Consider the following 17374-nt stretch of genomic DNA (forward strand, 5'->3'; position numbering starts at 1 on the left):
CAATGCCAATCACGCGTCGACATTGCTTTTTTCCGTCGAATCAGCACGTTAGCGAATCAGCGTAGGCGATTTCCCTTACTGCCGAAGTGATGCAGAACTGCGGCACCCGTGATGCAGTGATGCGGCTCTGCCATCAGAGCCCAGCCTTGTGTCGACACACGCGACAGCGACTCGCCTGCCTTCATTTGCGAATATCCGGCGGCTAGGTATCATGTGAACCATTCCGCCACGATTAACCAGGTGCAAAAGAAGAACGCTCGCATGGACCTCCGACAGCTTCGATACTTCGTGACCGTTGCCGAACAACTGCACTTCGCGAATGCTGCGGAAACGCTCGACATCGCTCCGTCTGCGCTGAGCATGCAGATACTTGCGCTTGAAAAGGAGCTCGGCGTAAAGCTGCTGATAAGGACGACGCGCTCGGTCACCCTGAATGCAGCGGGTTTGTTGTTCCTGCAAGAGGCCAGACAGACGCTCGCTGCAGCCGAGAACGCGAAGCGCGTTGCGATGATGGCCGGGCGTGGACAACTTGGTACGCTGGAAATCGGATACGTGATTTCCGCGGCATGCGCCGGCGTCGTACAACGGTTACTGACTAGCCATGCCGAAAGCTATCCGCAGGTGCGAACCGGGCTACATTCGCTGGATAGCCCGGCTCAAATTCAACGACTCCATCAACGGGATCTCGATGCGTGCATTGTGCGAACGGCCGCAGGCAACCGCGAAGAAGTCGACCAGATTCTTTTGTTGAGAGAAAGGCTAGTTGTCGCCTTACCACAAACTCATCGCCTGGCAGGACAGGAAGCGATACACGCGGCAGAGCTCGCCGACGAGACCTTCACGGCACCTCAATTCGAGCGAGACATTGGCTTTGCCGGTCATCTGTTGGCAATCGGTCGAGACGCCGGTTTTACACCGAGGATTGAGCTCCAGACGAAGGACTTCCTCACGGCTCTCGTGCATGTCGCGTCCGCCCACGGCGTGGCAATCGTGCCGGAGAGTATCGGAAACATCAGGCTTCCCGGGTTAGTGTTTCGCCAATTGTTAGATGTCCAGGACGATTCAGAGTTGTATCTCGTCTTGCGCAGGAATGACCAATCGCCGTTAGTCGCGAGCCTGCGGGACATCGCCATTCGAATGGGTGGGACGCGAGTCGAATAGCAACGAAGGGGCGCCAGAGCACACCCTCCGTCCGAAATATCATCTGATGCACGCTTCCGTCGCCTCAACCGGCAAGGTCGATAGCGCGGGCGATATGTTCTCCAATCTCGATCGACGCCGTTGCCGCGGGAGACGGAGCGTTGCAAACGTGAATGGATCGATCGCCTGGAATGAGATGAAAGTCGTCCACGAGGCTGCCGTCGGACTTCAGCGCTTGTGCGCGGACGCCGGCAGGCGCAGCCACGAGGTCTCTTTCGTGAATCTCGGGAATGAGCTGCTGCAGGCTCTTGACGAAAGCCGCCTTGCTCACTGAGCGCTGCATTTCCTCGAGTCCTTCCCTCCAGTACTTCGACGACAGCTTCCAGAAGCCCGGGTACATCAAGACTTCGCCAAGGTCTCGAAGGCTGAAGTCCCTCTTGCGGTAACCCTCGCGCTTGAAGGCCAGCACCGCATTGGGCCCCGCTTCAACGTGACCACCGATCATCCGAGTGTAGTGAACCCCGAGAAACGGAAAATTCGGGTTCGGCACCGGGTAGATGAGGTGCTTCACGAGATGTCGGCGTTCGGGTCGAATCTCGTAATACTCGCCCCGAAACGGCACGATCTTCAAGTCGTCGGCGACGTTGTCCATCCTCGCGACGCGATCCGAGTGAAGGCCGGCACAGTTGATGACGAACTTCGTCTGGACAACCCCTTGACGTGTTTCAATCTCGACGTGCGATGCGTTCTTGCGAATCGCCAGGACCCGTTCGCCCAGGCTGATTTCGCCTCCACCCAGGGTGATGATTCGGCCGTACATCTGGCAAACCTGTTTGTAGTTCACGATGCCAGCGGCAGGAACTCGAATCGCTTGCAAGCCCGCGACGTGAGGCTCGATCTCCTTCAACCGGTCCGGCCCGATCTTTTCAATGGCAAGGCCGTTCTCGAGCCCGCGTTTGTACAGATTCTCAAGCAGCGGAAGTTCCTCTGGCTTGGTCGCAACAATCACTTTCCCGCAGATTTCGTGTTCAATCGCATGCTCCTCGCAGAAGCGGACCATCGACTCGCTACCGGCACGCGCGAACTTCGCCTTGAAGCTCCCTGGTTTGTAGTAGATACCTGAGTGGATTACACCGCTGTTGTGACCAGTCTGGTGTTCAGCGAGGGAGTTCTCTTTTTCGATGACGATAATCTTCTTGCCGGGGAACCGCTTCGTGAGCGCCATCCCGGTCGAAAGTCCAACGATACCCCCGCCGACAATGGCAAAGTCATATGGCCGCTTCATAACGTCTAACGCCTCACAGTTGCGTGAATTCCCCGCGAATGCGCATCAGCTCGCGGTGCAATCCCGGGTTCTTTTCGAACGGCGCCCGGCCATGAAGCCAGAACAGGTTGTTCAACATCACGAGGTCGCCGACGGGCAGCGGGATAGCAGCCGTTCCCTTTGACGCTTCCATCGACTCGGACAGGCTTTGCAGGTAGTACGCGTGGTCGATCGACTCCGGATTGGCGAACTGGTCGATGAAGCAGATGCCCGGCTTGCCGTCGACATTGAAGAACGTACGCCGTTCGACTTGCTGCCCCACATTTTTGCTGGGCGGAGACTTGTACGTGAACTTGTAAGAGGCCAGCGGGTGATTGACGAACTGGTCCAACTGTTCCCAATCGTCCAAATGGAGCAGCCGTGACTCGCCACCGATAGCGTTCTGTTCACTAAACTTCATCATGAGCAGCCAGTCAGTCGGCTCATCGACGAAAGTTCCGTCGGTGTGCAGCGTGAACAGACGATACGCCTGACGCAGGTAGGAATCGCTGTTATCCGTATCTTTCACCAGGAAACGCGCGTAGTACGTACCCGACATCGAGTCATGGTTGGCTGGCCCGACAAGGTGAGCCATGGCAGTGCCGAACTTCACGTAGTCGTCCGCGTTGCTCGCCGCGCCTTGCACACCGATGGTCAGCCCGCCGGAAGCGCGGTCGCGCAGAATGCTCCGCACGGTGTCGGTGAAGGTCTTCCCGAGCATTGCTTCCAGCTTGCCTGCGAGGACGAACCGCATATACGGCACATACTCGAGATTCTGGCTGTTGATTTCACGTGTTTGCTCAAAGAATCGATCGAGTACTTCCTGGTCGACTTCAATGTGGCGAATGCGTGCATGATGCGGATTCTGTCCGACATGGAAGCGCTCGCCCTTTGCCAGTCCATACGGATTCCTAATTTCAGTTACTTGTGCGACATCCATTTTTCGCTTCTCCTTCGCAGATGTGGTGCGGGTATGAACCATTCTAGTTTTGACTTGGGCGGCTCTCAATTCGATTCGGGTGCGATTCAATTCAGAAAAACTGATTTGTTCATCCGTTTGCCTTACGCGCGACGGACTGACGAGCGTAGCGGCACCGTCAGCTGCCTGTGACCGGACGGCGCGATTCGCTGCCGAATACGTGTGATGGCACGAACCGTCAGGACGCCCGCGTTGAGTTCCTTGATGCCGACCACGTTAAGCAACGGCCGCGCCTCATCGCCCAGGTGCGGAAGCAACATTTGAGCAGCCGAGAAGTCCTGGCTCTCCGTCCAGAAACTCGGTAGCGCAACCGTCCAGATACCGACAGCCGAGGCGGCTTGAACACCGATGGTTGTCGCGGCAAGCGCGACGGCAGTATTCGCCGGCAACTCGAGCGTGTGAAGCAGACGCTGATACATACCGCTGGTGACCTCGCTGAATCGCGTGCCGTCTCCCGAGGCAACGGCGCAGATGGTCGACGTCCAGTTGCTGCCCAACAGTGATTCCAGTGCCATCGATACAGAGCTCGGCGTTTGGCAGCTGACGACTGCGACGCGATAGCCGCCCTGTTCCGCTTGTTGAAGCACCCGCGCGACACCCGGACGGAATGCCAGACCTCGCTCCTTGAGGAGTCGGTTGAATGCTTCTACCCGTTCCGCCTCGATGCTCCCGAGCAAATCGTCCGACCAGTCCGCTTCGACCTGCTCTTGATAGCAGGCGGGAAGCTGTGGGCGACTGCTCACGGACAGCAAACGCTGATACACCTCGGGCGTCCAACGCAAGCTGAGCCCGACACGAGAAAAAGCGGTGTTGAATGCCAGCAGGTGCAGTGAATCTGTGTCTGCCAATGCGCCATCAAGGCTGAAAATCAATACTTCAGTCGACACGTGTCACCTCGAATGAGAAGTGTCCAAAACGCGCATCTGCGTCTTGCCACAGGCTGGTAGGCGGTCGAACCACTTTCGGGGAAGCGAACTAACGACCAGGATTCGTGGATTCCTTGATACACATTTCGTGCCAAGCACGACAGCGAATGACCGCTCAAGGCTTGACAGCCAGTTTTTGAATTGACAAGCCACCCGCGTGATTCATTCCTGCAATTTGCTGCACTACAAGCACCACAAAAATGAATCAGACACTGATGGAGACAAAAAAACGGCACCGAATCTTCGGTGCCGCCAAAGCCATTCACGGATGGACTGGACGAACCCAGTCGGCCCTAACCGTTATAAGCGGTCTTCACGGTAGTGAAGAACTCCGCTGCGTAGCTGCCTTGCTCCCGCGAGCCGTAGCTCGAGCCCTTGCGCCCGCCGAAAGGGACGTGGTAATCGACCCCGGCGGTGGGAACATTGACCATCACCATGCCGGCCTGCGCTTCGCGCTTGAAGCGCGTGGCGTATTGGAGCGACGTCGTACAAATGCCTGCCGATAATCCGAATTCCGTATCATTGGCTATCTGGAGCGCGTCGTCGAAATCTCGTGCCGGGATGAGACATGCTACCGGGCCGAATATTTCTTCGCGGGCGATACGCATTCCGCTGCTCGCGTCCGCGAACAGTGCCGGCGAGAGGAAAAATCCGTCCGTGTCGCGCTTGATACGGTCTCCGCCGAACGCAAGCGTCGCACCTTCTTCCCGCCCGATCCGGATGTATTCCAGGTCGGTCTGCAACTGCTCGGAATCGACCACCGGCCCAATGTGCGTGTCTGCGGAGAGCGCGTGACCCACGCGCAAGTGCGAAAGCCGCTCGACGAGTGCGTCGCGGAATCTGGAATAGATGCCGTGCGTGACGATGATTCGGCTCGATGCCGTGCATCGCTGGCCGGTAGAGTAAAAGGATCCCTGGATAGCACAGGTGAGTGCCGTCTCCATGTCCGCGTCATCCGTCACGAGCAACGGGTTCTTTCCGCCCATCTCGAGTTGCAACTTTGCAAAGCGTGCGCCGGCCGTTGCCATGACCCGCGCCCCAGTCCCGGTGGAGCCGGTGAAACTGATCGCATGAACCTTCGGACTCTCGAGGAGCGCCTTCCCTACGACGCTGCCACGGCCGATAACGAGGTTGAAAACGCCCGCCGGAAACCCGGCGCGACTGATGATTTCGCTCAATGCCCACGCGGACGATGGCACCAGTTCTGCCGGCTTGAACACCACACAGTTGCCATAAGCGAGCGCCGGCGCAATCTTCCACGCCGGGATGGCAATCGGGAAGTTCCACGGCGCGATGATGCCGACGACGCCGACCGGCTCACGGGTGATGTCGACGCTCAAGCCCGGTCTGACTGATTCGAGGTGTTCACCTCGTACGCGAAGGACTTCGCCCGCGAAAAACTTGAAGATCTGGCCGGCGCGCGCCACTTCACCGATACCTTCCGCACGGGTTTTTCCTTCCTCCCGTGAAAGCAGCTCGCCCAGCTCTTCTTTCCGGGCGAGGAGCTCAGTGCCCACGCGATCCAGTGCATCAGCGCGAGCTTGCACGCCGAGTACTTGCCCGGTAGTGAACGCCTGGTACGCGGCGTCGATTGCCTCGAGAGCCAAGCTCTCGTCCGCCTGTGAGAATTCGTCGACCACGTCAGATGTATCGGACGGGTTGATGTTTCGGTAGCCGTCCGAACCGGGACGCCATTGCCCACCGATGTAGCTCGTTTTCATTTGAGTACCTTGATCACGCGTTGTTTCTGAAGTTGCTCAATGACGTCGTTCGACAGGCCCAGCACACCTTCGAGTATCTCCCTGGTGTGCTGCCCCAGGAGTGGTGGCGGATTCCTGTAGTCGACCGGCGTTTCGCTCATCCGAATCGGACTTGCCACCGTACGCACAATCCCGGCCAATGGGTGCGACTGTTCAATGACCGCCCCCCCGCACCGATACATGCGGGTCCTGGAACGCCAGGCCGATGTCGTTGACCGGGCTGCAAGGAACGCCAGCCGCCTCGAGGGCAGCCAACAACTCTGCATTGCGCCAAAGCTTGATTTGCTCGCGAAGGAGCGGGATAAGCACCGTTCTGAACTCGACGCGTCTGCGATTGGTCGCGAAGCGCTCCTCGTTCGGCAGCCCTTCGCAACCGATCGTCCTGCACAGCGCCTTGAACTGTTCATCGTTCCCGACCGCGATGACGATTCGCCCGTCCGACGTCTCGAAGTCTTGATACGGAACGATGTTCGGATGGGCATTGCCCAATCGGACGGGCGAAATCCCGGTCGTGAGAAAGTTCGACGCCTGATTGGCCAACGTGGCGAGTTGCACGTCCAGAAGAGACAGGTCGATCCGCTGACCTACACCCGTCACCGTCCGATGATGAAGGGCCGCGAGGATGGCCGAACTCGCGTAGATGCCTGTCATGACGTCGGTCAGTGCCACACCCACCTTCTGCGGCCCGGCACCCGGCTGACCGTCTGGCACGCCGGTAATGCTCATCAATCCGCCCATCGCCTGGATCGCGAAGTCGTACCCCGGGCGATTGGCGTACGGACCCGATTGCCCGTACCCCGTCACCGAGCAGTAGATCAGGCGAGGATTCAGTTCTCTCAGGCTGTCATAGTCCAGCTCGTACTGCACCAGGCCGCCCGTCTTGAAGTTCTCGACAAGAACATCGGATTTCGCGACGAGGTCCCGGATGATTTTCTGGCCTGCGGCGGTCGCGATATCAATGGCGAGCGAACGCTTGTTGCGATTGGCGGCGAGAAAGTATGCCGACTCCGAGGTCGTATTCCCGTCGCGGTCTCTCAGGTACGGAGGGCCCCATGCACGCGTCTCGTCGCCGAGCGCCGGACGCTCGACCTTGATCACGTCGGCACCGAGGTCGGCAAGAATCTGCGTGGCCCAAGGACCAGCGAGTACTCGCGACAAATCGAGCACCTTTACGTCGGACAATGCGGAACTCATCGATCAGCCTGGCTAGAGAAGCATTGAAGAAAAGCGCGCACCGAAGCCGCGCCCATTTCCGGCACGGACAAGCGAGCGCCGCTTACCCGTATGCCGACACGTTCAGGCCGGCTGTACGACGCCGGCGCCGGCCGTCAACTTGAGGAGGATGCCCTCGATGATGTCCATGCCCTCATCGATGAGCGCGTTCGAAGCCGTCAGGGGGAGCATGATGCGCAAGACGTTGCCGTACGATCCGCACGTCAACAGGAGAAGCCCTTCCTTTTGTGCTTCGGCCTTCAGACTCGTCACGATGTCGGGAGCCGGCTGCCCGTTTTTCATGAATTCAATCCCTGTCATGGCGCCGAGACCGCGTACGTCGGCGATTTCAGGGACATGGGCACGCAGGCCGTTGAAGCGGGAACGCAGACGCTCGCCGATCGCCTCGCTTCGCGCGCAGAGGGATTCCTCCTCCATGACGTCGAGAACCGCGAGGGACGCGACACAGGCCATCGGGTGACCTGCGTACGTGCTGCCCAACCCGCCGGGAGGAATCGAATCCAGCACGTCGGCGCGGCCAACGACGGCCGAGATCGTCATGCCGCCGCCCAGTCCCTTGGCCATCGTGGTCAGGTCCGGCACGACGCCGGAGTGCGCCATCGCGAACATCCGTCCGGTCCGGCCAACACCGGTCTGGATTTCGTCCGCGATGAAGACGATGCCGTACGTGTCACAGATGTTCCGCAGTCGCTTGAGGAATTCGGTCGGCGCGGGCGTGTAGCCACCTTCACCCTGGACCGGCTCCACGATGATTGCAGCAACGCGCTGTGGGTCCACCGTGTATTTGAACAACCGTTCGAGGCCGTAAATGGCATCGTCGACCGAGACGCCATGCAGCTCCGACGGAAACGGCGCCTGATAGACCTCTGCCGACATCGGGCCGAAACCGGCCTTATAGGGCGCAACCTTGCCTGTCAGCGCCATCGCCATGAACGTACGGCCATGGAAAGCACCGTCAAACGAGATGACAGCCGAGCGCTTCGTGTAGTAACGGGCGACTTTGACGGCGTTTTCGACCGCTTCGGCACCGGTCGTCATGAAGAAGGCCTTCTTCGGGAATTGGCCAGGGGCAAGTTCCGAAAGCCGTTCCGCAAGCTCGACGTACGATTCGTAGGCCACGACTTGAAAACACGTGTGGGAGAATCTTTCGGCCTGCTTCGCAACCGCTGCCGACACCTTCGGGTGCCGGTGTCCCGTATTGAGAACGGCGATACCGGCACAGAAATCGATATACCGCTTGCCTTCGACGTCCCAGATTTCCCCGTTCTCCGCGCGTTCCGCGAATACGGGATGAGCATTCCCAATGCCCTGGGGAACGGCGCGAGCGCGTCGCGCCATCAAAGCCTTGTTCGTTTGCTCGTTATTCGACATCTTTCACTCCTGTTGATACGGGATGACCGGGTGGTCATCACAATTCAAAGATCAAGCCGGGACGACAGCTCGGTCGTTATTTAGAGACGGTAATTTCGCCCTTTCCACTACCGAACCCGGTCCAGCGGGTATCCGCCTGGCTGGTAAATACTTCTTTCGAGACGAGTTGGCCCGTTGCAGCCTTCCACTTTCCGGTGCCGCCCTGAAGCTTGAACGTGATGCCGTCGTATACGGTATCGATGGCGCTCAGGAGCTTGTCACCGTCCTTGTCCTTCATCTCGCAGCGGCCGGTGCCTTTCGCGGTCACGTCCTTGCCCACCGTCGTATCAGTCTCGATTCCGACGCACGTGGTGTCGAAGAAGACATCGCCCTTTGACGGCAGACTTACCCGGTAGCTGCCACGCAGTTGAAACACCGCGGTCGAGCGATTCGCGCCTTCCGCGATGCTGGGCGAAAAATCCGCCGTCCAGCCACTCGACAAGATCACTGGCTCAGCTGACGCGACCGCAGATGCGAGCAGGACACTGCAGCCGAACAACATCACACCGATTTTCATGTTGGCCCTTCACATAGTCTTTGAACGTGGAACGCAGAACGCCGGCCTGGAGCGGCCCCTTTTCAACCAGGGGCCGCCCGGACCAAAGGTCACACCCCCGTGCGAAATGCAAAGCAAAGCACGAACGCTTCTGCCAGAAAGTGGCGGAGCCCCCTGATCAAATGTTTGTATCGCATTTCACTCTCCATTTATTCAGGATTACTACGTTAGCCCGCTAGATGCTCGCCAGTGGAGCGTTTGCATTGGATGGTTTCAGGGCTCGGAGAGTCCAAAAACCATTCTTCAGAGGTTGCGCGAGGCCGTCACTTCATGAAACGTACTGTGCTCGTCAGGCGCAAACTGTCGTTGCCTGGTGAGCAAATGCGCGTCACCGGCCGGAGCATCACTCTTGCGGTGCGGCTTGCCGATGAAGAGATAGAGCAGCCCGGAGACGACGACCACCACCAGGGTCAGCAGCATCGAGTAGTTCATGTACCACGGAGCGGTGGGCGTGCGAGGCCAGAGAATATTGACGACAGCGCCGATCCCATAGGCGAGCGCAAGGATGTTGACCAGCCACCCCAGGTTGCCCATCGAGAACTGACCGGCCGGGCGCCAGCCGCGCACGCGGGCGAACATCGCACCGAGCACCACCATCTGGAACGCGACGTAAATGCCCACCGCCGCAAAGCTGACGATGATGTTCAACGCATCCTGGACGAAGAACCCGATGCAGTCGATGAACGCGGACACGAGGCCGGCCACCACCAGCGCCGCGGCCGGGACGTGGGTCCGTGGAGAGATGCGGGAGAGGAAGCCGCTGCAAATGATCATCTTGTCACGAGCGTAGGCATAAACCAGCCGACTGACCGCGGCCTGGAGGCTGAGAATGCACGACACGTGAGAGATCAGCACAATCCCGTAGACCACCCGTGCGCCAATCGCGCCGAAAGCATGCGTCAGGATGGTGTTGATCGGGTCCGCGTCCTTGCCCGAGATTGCAGCCTGCAGGTCGGGTACCGCAAGGATGAGGCCAAGGCACGCGTAGATCGTGACGGGGATACCGATGTAAATCGTCATCCGCATCGCGCGCGGAATCGCCTTGCCCGGGTTCGGTGTTTCTTCTGCAAGGTCGCCGCATGCTTCGAAGCCATAGCAACAGAACATGCCAACCAGCGCCGCGGCAAGGAAGGCGGGCAGATACGAACCGCCCGCACTGAAGCTGAACGTCTCGAAGATGACGTGAAACGGCTGCAGGCGGCCGAACAGGAGCAGGTAACCACTGACGAGCAACGCGCCCAGCACCTCGCAGATGAAACCGAACATCGCAATGCGTGCCAGCGTCTTCGTGCCGAGCAGGTTGATGAGCGTCGAGCCGAGCAAAAGTACGATGGCGATGATAGTCGTCGTCTTCGGTGTGACGTCGAACCCGAGCAGATAGGCAAAGAACGGCGCGCCGCCAACAGGGACAGCGGCCACGGTCGTGATCAAAGCCCACATATAAACCCAACCGCTCATCCATGCCCAGCGCGCGCCCACCAGGCGCCGCGTCCACGGATAAAGCCCGCCGGCAATCGGGAATTGCGACACGACCTCGCCAAAAATCAGGCAAACAAACATCTGGCCGATTGCCGCAATCAGATAAGACCAGATGAACGGAGGCCCGCCCGTCGTCATGCCGAACGTGAACAGCGTGTACGCGCCCACGACGGGAGAAAGATAGGTAAAGCCGAGCGCAAAGTTTTGCCACAGGCCCATCGAGCGGTCGAAGCTCGATGTGTAGCCCAACGCTGCGAGTTGCGCCGAGTCGTCGTCGGCAGAGCGGGGGTCAGAGAAGGACATGTTGTCTCCTACCTTCAGATGGAAAATTCAGGCGAAACGGCGTTTGGGGCGGGCGCAAACACCGCTATGCACGGTGTTGCGCCCGTTTGCCAACCGGGTCGGCGCGGTCATGCGCCGACTTCCTCCAACAACGCGGTTTCACTCCAAATTGAGCCAAACGGACTTGCTCTGCGTGTGAGCAAGAATGGTTTCGAAGCACTTGTCGCGCCCCTGCCCCGACTGCTTGAAGCCACCCCAAGGCTGCGTCATGTCGCCGTGGTCATAACAATTCACCCAGACGATCCCTGATTCGACGTTGCGCGCCACGCGGTGCGCGCGGGTGACATTCGATGTCCAGATACCGGCAGCCAGCCCATAAATGGACGAGTTTGCGATGTCGACGGCTTCCTCCTCGCTGTCGAACGGCATGATGGCTGCAACGGGTCCGAAGATTTCCTCGTTCGCAATGCGCATGTTGCGATTCACATCGGTGAAGAGCGTCGGCGCCACGAAGTTGCCGGCGCGAAGCTCCGCCGGAATTTGCCCGGTCAGCGCGAGAACACCCCCTTCGCTCTGCCCGATGTCGATGTATGACGACACGCGCTTGTGCTGTTCTTTCGTCACCAACGGACCCATGGTCGTGTCGGGATCGAGCGGGTCGCCCGGCTTGAACATCGTCGGCGCCAGTTCGACGAACTTCTTCACGAACTGCTCGTAGATGCCGCGCTGCACCAGGATGCGCGAGCCGGCGCTGCAAACCTCGCCCTGGTTACCATAGATGCCACTCACGGCGTATCGCACTGCAGTATCGATGTCGGCTACGTCGTCAAACACGATTTGCGGGCTCTTGCCGCCACACTCCGTCGTCACCCGCTTCATGTTGGACTGGCCGGCGTAGATCATCATCAGCTTGCCGACTTCCGTCGACCCCGTGAAGGAAATCTTGTCGACATCCTTGTGCAACGCGAGCGCTTTACCCGCGTCTTCGCCGAACCCGTTCACCACGTTGAACACGCCTGCCGGGCCGCCCGCTTCTACGAACAGACGTGCGAGCAGGAGCGCGCTCGTCGGCGACTGCTCTGCCGGCTTGAGGACGACCGAGTTACCCGCGGCCAGCGCCGGCGCGACCTTCCATGCTGCCATCATCAGCGGATAATTCCACGGCGTCACCGCACCGACGACGCCGATGGGCTCACGGGAAATGAAGTGGAAAGCGCTCGACGCGGTGTTGGTGACAACCCCTTCGATCTTGTCGATTGCTTCGGCAAAGTACTGGAACGTGTGAGCCGAGAACGGTACGTCGCCGTTCAAAAGATCGCTGATGGGCTTGCCCATGTCGAGGCAGTCCAGCAACGCGAATTCTTCAGTATGTTCGTTGATGAGTTGAGCCAGGCGGAACAGCACGTCCATTCGGTCGCGCGGAGCCATCCTCGACCAAACCCCTTCCTTGAAGGTACGGCGAGCGGCGGCCACGGCAAGATCGATGTCCTTCTCTTTGCCGCGCACCATCGTGTGCTGGTCAAGGCCCGTTGCCGGGTTGACCGTGGTAAACCGACCGCCATCGACTGCATCGACAAACTGGCCGTCGATGAACAGTTTCGTCTGGACATCGAGGCTTTTTGCCTTGGCATGCCAATCAACCACTTTGACTTCTTCGCTCATTTCTTGATGCTCCTCAAACATGTTTTAGCTGGTGCTCCGAACGAACCGCCAGTCGGACTACACTAATGCACCTTCCGTGCCAATTGCATGCCTGCGCGAGAGAAGCCTTGTATCTATTAGGTTTGCTGGCTTTAGTTAGCTTCCTGAAATATCGGTTGATGCACTGTCGTATCGAACGATGCGTTTCCGCATCATGCTTCTGCAGCGGCAGAGGGTCTGCTCTTTCTCGAGATGGTGGCGATGTCCGTCTGGAGCAACTCCGCGGCTTTGCGTTTGCTACCACAGCGCCTGATGGCATCCTCGATGACTTTGCTCTCGTAGCGACGTACCAGCGCTTTCAGACTGAGCTCCGATATCTCGCTCTCATCGACGATATCGACAGTCAATGCATTCTGGCCAATGCTGAGCGGGTCCCCACCATCGAACGGCCCGCTTGCGGACGCCTCGAGCGGGAGATCCTCTTCGCTTGCCGTGCTCTCGCACGCCACCGACAGGTATTCGATGAGGTTCTGAAGCTCTCGAATGTTGCCGGGGAACGCGTACTGCCGGAGCTTGTCTCGACACGCTTTTGTGAGTTGCAGCGGCGTCTCGCGCCGCTGGTTGACTGATGAAAGGAAACGCTCCACCAGAGGATCGATCAGGTCGCGCTGCAGACGAAGTGGAGGCAACGAAAGCACGACCACCGACAACCGGTAGTAAAGGTCCCGACGGAAGCGGCCCTGTTCCACCAGTTCACGCAGATTCTGGTTGGTCGCCGCTACCACATTGACCTTGACCCTTCTCGGTTGCATCGCGCCGACCCGCTGCACCAGGCCGGATTCAAGAACCATCAGCAATTTCGCCTGCGACTGCAACGGCGTCTCGCCAATCTCGTCGAGAAACAACGTTCCCCCGTCGGCGGATTCGATCAGACCCGGCTTGCCCCGAGTAAGCGCACCTGTGAAGGAGCCCCTTTCATAGCCGAACATTTCCGACTCGAACAAGGATTCGGGAATACCCGCACAGTTCACGTGAACGAAAGGCGAGCTTTCCCGGCCGGAACGGCGGTGCAGCAACTTCGCAAATTCCGTCTTGCCGACACCGGACTCACCCAGCAACAGCACGCGACTCCCCATCGAGATCGCGCGCTGGCCAACGGTCAGCAATCTCGCCGTGTCTTCCGTCACTCCCATCAACGGGCTCGGCTCGGATTGCGACTGGTTCGCCTCCTTGCCGCCCTGGCCGGCATTCGACGGGGCGCCCTTGGTGAACGCGTCGAGATTACGCTGCAGAATGATGTAGCAGGTCATGGCGCCCTTGCTGTCGCGCAACGCTCGACCCGTAATCACGAGACGTCGGCCCGTGCCATCGACGAGGTTCTCGTGGTAGCGCTCCCCCTTGTTGAACGCTTCGAGGACGCCGGGGCATTGGATGAATGACTCGTTGACGAACTCGAGTAGCGGCCGGCCCACGATGGAGGCTCTAGGCAACTCGTTCATGCTTTCACCCGCCGCATTCACATACCGGGTCACGCCGCCACGGTCGATCATGAGCATCCCGTCCGGCAAAAGGTCGCAGATCGTGCTCCATCGGGGGTCGCCGAGAAACGCCAGCAGTTCGTCATGCGACCAGCCGGTCTCGTCCCGCTCGGACATGTCAGCGAACTTCATTCGAGGACCTCTTCAAAGCGGTGACGGCGCGTCGCGCCTGTCCGGAACTGCGCACGACAGGTGCGACAGGACGAATGGAAAACACGAAATCCGAGAATAGGTCGTCCCCCACCGGGCCGACTCGCACATCGCAGTCCATCACGGCGCCGTTCGAGAATTTCACGACATCAAGCCAGCGATGCGTTTCGCCGTTGCTCCACTTGCGTGCAACGTCGGCATCAGCGAGCGAGATGAAATCGCCGATCCGGCCGTGCAGGATGCTCGACGCGGGACAGTTGAAGAGCCGTTCGCAAGCGGGGTTGACCGCGGTGATGGTCCCGCTTCTGCTTGCGACCAGAATCGCATCGGGGATCGCGCTGAGAATGCGCTGGACGGTCTCCGCCGACTGTACGAGCTTGTCACGTTCGTTTCTGAAATCGGTCAGGTCTTGCAGCGTCCCCCACATCCGGGTGAGATAGCCGCCCTGAATCTTGCCTCGAACGTTGTTCTCGACATACATCGTCGACCCGTCATATTTCAGGTCGATCGTGAGGCTGCGATCGACGTTGAAGTCATTCCGGATGAGATTGCGGACAAATGCCTCGTTCTGGGGGCTGCGAGGGAAGTAGGTTCGGACGGGTTGGTCGTTAATGTCCACGCCTTCGGGCAGCGAGTAGAAGCGCGACATTGCTTCGTTGCAGTTCGACCAGTGACACTCGTTGGAAAACACCTGGCGGATGATCTCCGGCTCGCTCTCCTGAAGATTGACGGGTTCAGTGAACTCTATGCACCACATAGGCTGGCTCGTGGTTTCGATGTAACCACGCAGCAGTTCGGCACCACTCTGCACTTGCGCCAGAAGCTGCCTTCCTCCAACACTCTCGACCGCGAAAACCTGCAACGCCGGCTCTCCGTCATGAAGCGTCCCGACGAGCCGGGAACTGACGGCCGTCGGTACACCGTCCAGCACCATCTCGAGTTCTTCGTTTGCGGTCACCGTGTCAAGCGTCGGGAGCGCCAGATAGTTATCAAGGAGACCTACTGAATTCCCTGTAAAGAGGGAGGCGCTCGGCATACCGATGAGCGATTCGACATTTCCGCACCATTCCGTCAGGAGCGTGCTTGCGTCGAGCACCGCTCCCGACCTCGCAATGGTGAGCGCCAATACCGGGATGTTTGACAGCACGAGGACCTCCGTCACAGCGCCGTCCCGACGTCAGGACTGATGCGCATTTGTTGCTCGTTGCTGCGAATTTGCATCGATCAAAAATATTGAGATAGCTATTTTTTGCTAGGGATTTCCCTGACAGCCCATGTGTGACAAGGCATTCAGGCTGCTGGCACGAGTCTCGCTTTGTAGTAGGGCGAATTCGTTTGCTGCGGCTGCCTTGATGTGGCTGCCGACGCGGCGACGGATCGAACGAACGTCCAAGGAGGCTTCAACCATGTTAATCACCGGCATAAAAAGCCGTCCGGTGTATGACGTCCTCGCACCGATGTCCAACGGTGCGCTCCACGTCATAGCGGGTCAGGGAAGCGGGGGCCAAGCGCTCTTGCGTTTGCTCGGCGAGTTGTCCGACAAGTCAGAGCGCACCGTCGTCTTCTATTCCACCGAGTCGTTTTCGGGGAAGGACTTCTCGGCGGAACTTCAGGCCATCGAAACGGAGAACCTCAGGCTCTTCAAGTCGAACGCCGAACTCGTCGGTTACCTGGAAACGTATTTGTCGACGGCCAAGACGGGACTGCGTCTTTATCTGGCCGGTTCGGAGAGCTTCATCGGTACGGCGATGCAAGTCGCAAACAAGTTCAACCTGAACCGCGACGAGGTGCTGCGCGAGCACGGCGGCACATACGTTCGCCGTGTCTGGTGTGTTCACTGCGATACCTACACGGAGAACGTCACGCATCGTGTTTTCCAGTGCCCCGGCTGCGGCCTTGACCTCGTGGTTCGCGATCATTACTCGGGCCGCCTGGCCGCATTCATGGGCGTGAAGGCAGACGCCGAACAGACCGGCAACATGCCGGCGGCAGAGGAGCTCGACACATGAACGCGCATGCAGGTACGTTGCCGGTTGTTGTCACCGCAATCGAAGACATCACCCCGCTCATCAAGGTATTCACCCTTCAGGACCCTTCCGGCAAGCCGCTTCCCGGCTTCTCCGGCGGAAGTCACGTGGTTGTGCTGATTCCCGACGAAGGAAAAATCTATCGCAACCCGTATTCGCTGATGAGCACGCCGTTCGACACGACGTCGTACAGAATCGGCGTTCGTCGCCAAGACAATGGTCGCGGTGGATCGCTCGCCATGCACAACGATGTTCGCGTCGGCATGACGCTTCACATCACGCACCCGGTCAATAACTTCCCGCTTAACCGTCGGTCGCTGAAGCACATCTTCATTGCAGGCGGCGTCGGCATCACGCCCATCATCTCCCAGATTCACGACCTGCAGGTCGGCTCGGTCCCGTATGAACTGCACTACGCGATCCGCAACATGGACCACAACGGGATGAAGCAATTTATCGCGGGTGATGAGATCGGATCCACGGAGCTGTACTACGACAGCGCTGACGCCCAAATCGACTTTGACGCGATTCTCGGCAGTCAGCCGTTGGGCTCCGACGTCTATATTTGCGGCCCGGCTCCGATGATTGAAGCGGTTGTCGCTTCCGCACGCGCGCTCGGGTGGGCGGACAGCCACATTCATTGGGAAGAGTTCGTTGAAGCATCGACTGGAGACGCGTTCGAGGCGTTTCTGAAGAAGGCCAACAAGCGAATCATGGTCCCGCCTGAACTCAGCCTGCTCGAGGCAATCGAGGGCGCCGGCCTCGACATGCCTTACCTCTGCCGTGGTGGTGCCTGTGGGCACTGTGAAACCGATGTGCTCGAACTCGATGGCGAAATTGAACATCGAGACATCTGGCTCAGCGACGACGTCAAGGCATCCAATCGAAAGATGATGCCCTGCGTGTCCCGCGCCAAATGCAAGAAGCTTGTCCTCGACCTGTAACCGGAG

Annotated in this window: 13 protein-coding genes and 1 pseudogene; 3 read left to right on the plus strand and 11 right to left on the minus strand. The window is 59.1% G+C overall.

The window, feature by feature from the left end; translation table 11 throughout:
• Positions 1–240: 240 nt before the first annotated feature.
• Positions 241–1161, plus strand: a complete 921-nt coding sequence (locus tag CFB40_RS35300; protein WP_143329940.1) for a LysR substrate-binding domain-containing protein — start codon at positions 241–243, stop codon at positions 1159–1161.
• A 64-nt stretch (positions 1162–1225) separates the two neighbouring features.
• Here CFB40_RS35300 and lhgO read toward each other — a convergent pair whose 3' ends face one another.
• The 11 genes and pseudogenes from lhgO to CFB40_RS35355 all read right to left on the minus strand — a co-directional run bounded on the left by lhgO (position 1226) and on the right by CFB40_RS35355 (position 15544).
• Positions 1226–2425, minus strand: a complete 1200-nt coding sequence (gene lhgO, locus CFB40_RS35305) for an L-2-hydroxyglutarate oxidase (protein ID WP_071333812.1) — start codon at positions 2423–2425, stop codon at positions 1226–1228.
• Between the two features lie 13 nt (positions 2426–2438).
• Positions 2439–3383 carry a glutarate dioxygenase GlaH gene (gene glaH / locus CFB40_RS35310; protein WP_089434047.1) on the minus strand — a complete coding sequence of 315 codons (945 nt, stop codon included), beginning with the start codon at positions 3381–3383 and terminating at the stop codon, positions 2439–2441.
• 122 nt (positions 3384–3505) lie between these two features.
• Positions 3506–4309, minus strand: coding sequence for an HAD hydrolase-like protein (locus CFB40_RS35315; protein ID WP_089433955.1), 804 nt, complete (start codon positions 4307–4309; stop codon positions 3506–3508).
• A gap of 332 nt (positions 4310–4641) precedes the next feature.
• Positions 4642–6069 carry an aldehyde dehydrogenase family protein gene (locus tag CFB40_RS35320; protein ID WP_089433956.1) on the minus strand — a complete coding sequence of 476 codons (1428 nt, stop codon included), beginning with the start codon at positions 6067–6069 and terminating at the stop codon, positions 4642–4644.
• Positions 6066–7302: pseudogene (locus tag CFB40_RS35325) on the minus strand (CaiB/BaiF CoA transferase family protein). Before CFB40_RS35325 ends, CFB40_RS35320 begins: the two are co-directional and overlap by 4 nt.
• 102 nt (positions 7303–7404) lie before the next feature.
• Positions 7405–8712, minus strand: coding sequence for a 4-aminobutyrate--2-oxoglutarate transaminase (gene gabT, locus CFB40_RS35330; protein ID WP_256976973.1), 1308 nt, complete (start codon positions 8710–8712; stop codon positions 7405–7407).
• A 76-nt stretch (positions 8713–8788) separates the two neighbouring features.
• Positions 8789–9268, minus strand: a complete 480-nt coding sequence (locus CFB40_RS35335) for a hypothetical protein (RefSeq protein WP_089433957.1) — start codon at positions 9266–9268, stop codon at positions 8789–8791.
• Between the two features lie 282 nt (positions 9269–9550).
• Positions 9551–11089 carry an APC family permease gene (locus tag CFB40_RS35340; RefSeq protein ID WP_089433958.1) on the minus strand — a complete coding sequence of 513 codons (1539 nt, stop codon included), beginning with the start codon at positions 11087–11089 and terminating at the stop codon, positions 9551–9553.
• 138 nt (positions 11090–11227) lie between these two features.
• A complete protein-coding gene (locus CFB40_RS35345) occupies positions 11228–12730 on the minus strand; it encodes an aldehyde dehydrogenase (RefSeq protein WP_089433959.1) in 1503 nt (500 codons plus the stop codon).
• Positions 12731–12921: 191 nt separating this feature from the next.
• Positions 12922–14379: a sigma-54 interaction domain-containing protein gene (locus CFB40_RS35350; RefSeq protein WP_089433960.1), complete on the minus strand. Its 1458-nt coding sequence runs from the start codon at positions 14377–14379 to the stop codon at positions 12922–12924.
• Positions 14366–15544, minus strand: coding sequence for a PAS domain-containing protein (locus tag CFB40_RS35355; RefSeq protein ID WP_143329941.1), 1179 nt, complete (start codon positions 15542–15544; stop codon positions 14366–14368). The genes CFB40_RS35350 and CFB40_RS35355 overlap by 14 nt, the downstream gene beginning before the upstream one ends.
• Positions 15545–15803: 259 nt before the next feature.
• Here CFB40_RS35355 and CFB40_RS35360 point away from each other — a divergent pair, with 259 nt between their 5' ends.
• Both CFB40_RS35360 and CFB40_RS35365 read left to right on the plus strand, forming a co-directional pair.
• Positions 15804–16406, plus strand: a complete 603-nt coding sequence (locus tag CFB40_RS35360; protein ID WP_089433962.1) for a dimethylamine monooxygenase subunit DmmA family protein — start codon at positions 15804–15806, stop codon at positions 16404–16406.
• The gene (locus CFB40_RS35365) at positions 16403–17368 is read left to right on the plus strand and encodes a PDR/VanB family oxidoreductase (RefSeq protein WP_089433963.1); all 966 of its coding nucleotides are present in this window, start codon (positions 16403–16405) and stop codon (positions 17366–17368) included. Before CFB40_RS35360 ends, CFB40_RS35365 begins: the two co-directional genes overlap by 4 nt.
• Positions 17369–17374: the final 6 nt, after the last annotated feature.

Origin of the sequence: Burkholderia sp. AU31652 (genome assembly GCF_002223155.1) — a bacterium.
GTDB lineage: Bacteria > Pseudomonadota > Gammaproteobacteria > Burkholderiales > Burkholderiaceae > Burkholderia.

Excerpts from the sequence above, each read along its gene's own strand:
- CFB40_RS35365 (WP_089433963.1), top strand. The coding sequence starts at position 16,403 with ATGAACGCGCATGCAGGTACGTTGCCGGTTGTTGTCACCGCAATCGAA.
- CFB40_RS35350 (WP_089433960.1), bottom strand. The coding sequence starts at position 14,379 with ATGAAGTTCGCTGACATGTCCGAGCGGGACGAGACCGGCTGGTCGCAT.
- lhgO (WP_071333812.1), bottom strand. The coding sequence starts at position 2,425 with ATGAAGCGGCCATATGACTTTGCCATTGTCGGCGGGGGTATCGTTGGA.
- CFB40_RS35360 (WP_089433962.1), top strand. The coding sequence starts at position 15,804 with ATGTTAATCACCGGCATAAAAAGCCGTCCGGTGTATGACGTCCTCGCA.
- CFB40_RS35320 (WP_089433956.1), bottom strand. The coding sequence starts at position 6,069 with ATGAAAACGAGCTACATCGGTGGGCAATGGCGTCCCGGTTCGGACGGC.
- gabT (WP_256976973.1), bottom strand. The coding sequence starts at position 8,712 with ATGTCGAATAACGAGCAAACGAACAAGGCTTTGATGGCGCGACGCGCT.
- glaH (WP_089434047.1), bottom strand. The coding sequence starts at position 3,383 with ATGGATGTCGCACAAGTAACTGAAATTAGGAATCCGTATGGACTGGCA.
- CFB40_RS35340 (WP_089433958.1), bottom strand. The coding sequence starts at position 11,089 with ATGTCCTTCTCTGACCCCCGCTCTGCCGACGACGACTCGGCGCAACTC.
- CFB40_RS35345 (WP_089433959.1), bottom strand. The coding sequence starts at position 12,730 with ATGAGCGAAGAAGTCAAAGTGGTTGATTGGCATGCCAAGGCAAAAAGC.
- CFB40_RS35335 (WP_089433957.1), bottom strand. The coding sequence starts at position 9,268 with ATGAAAATCGGTGTGATGTTGTTCGGCTGCAGTGTCCTGCTCGCATCT.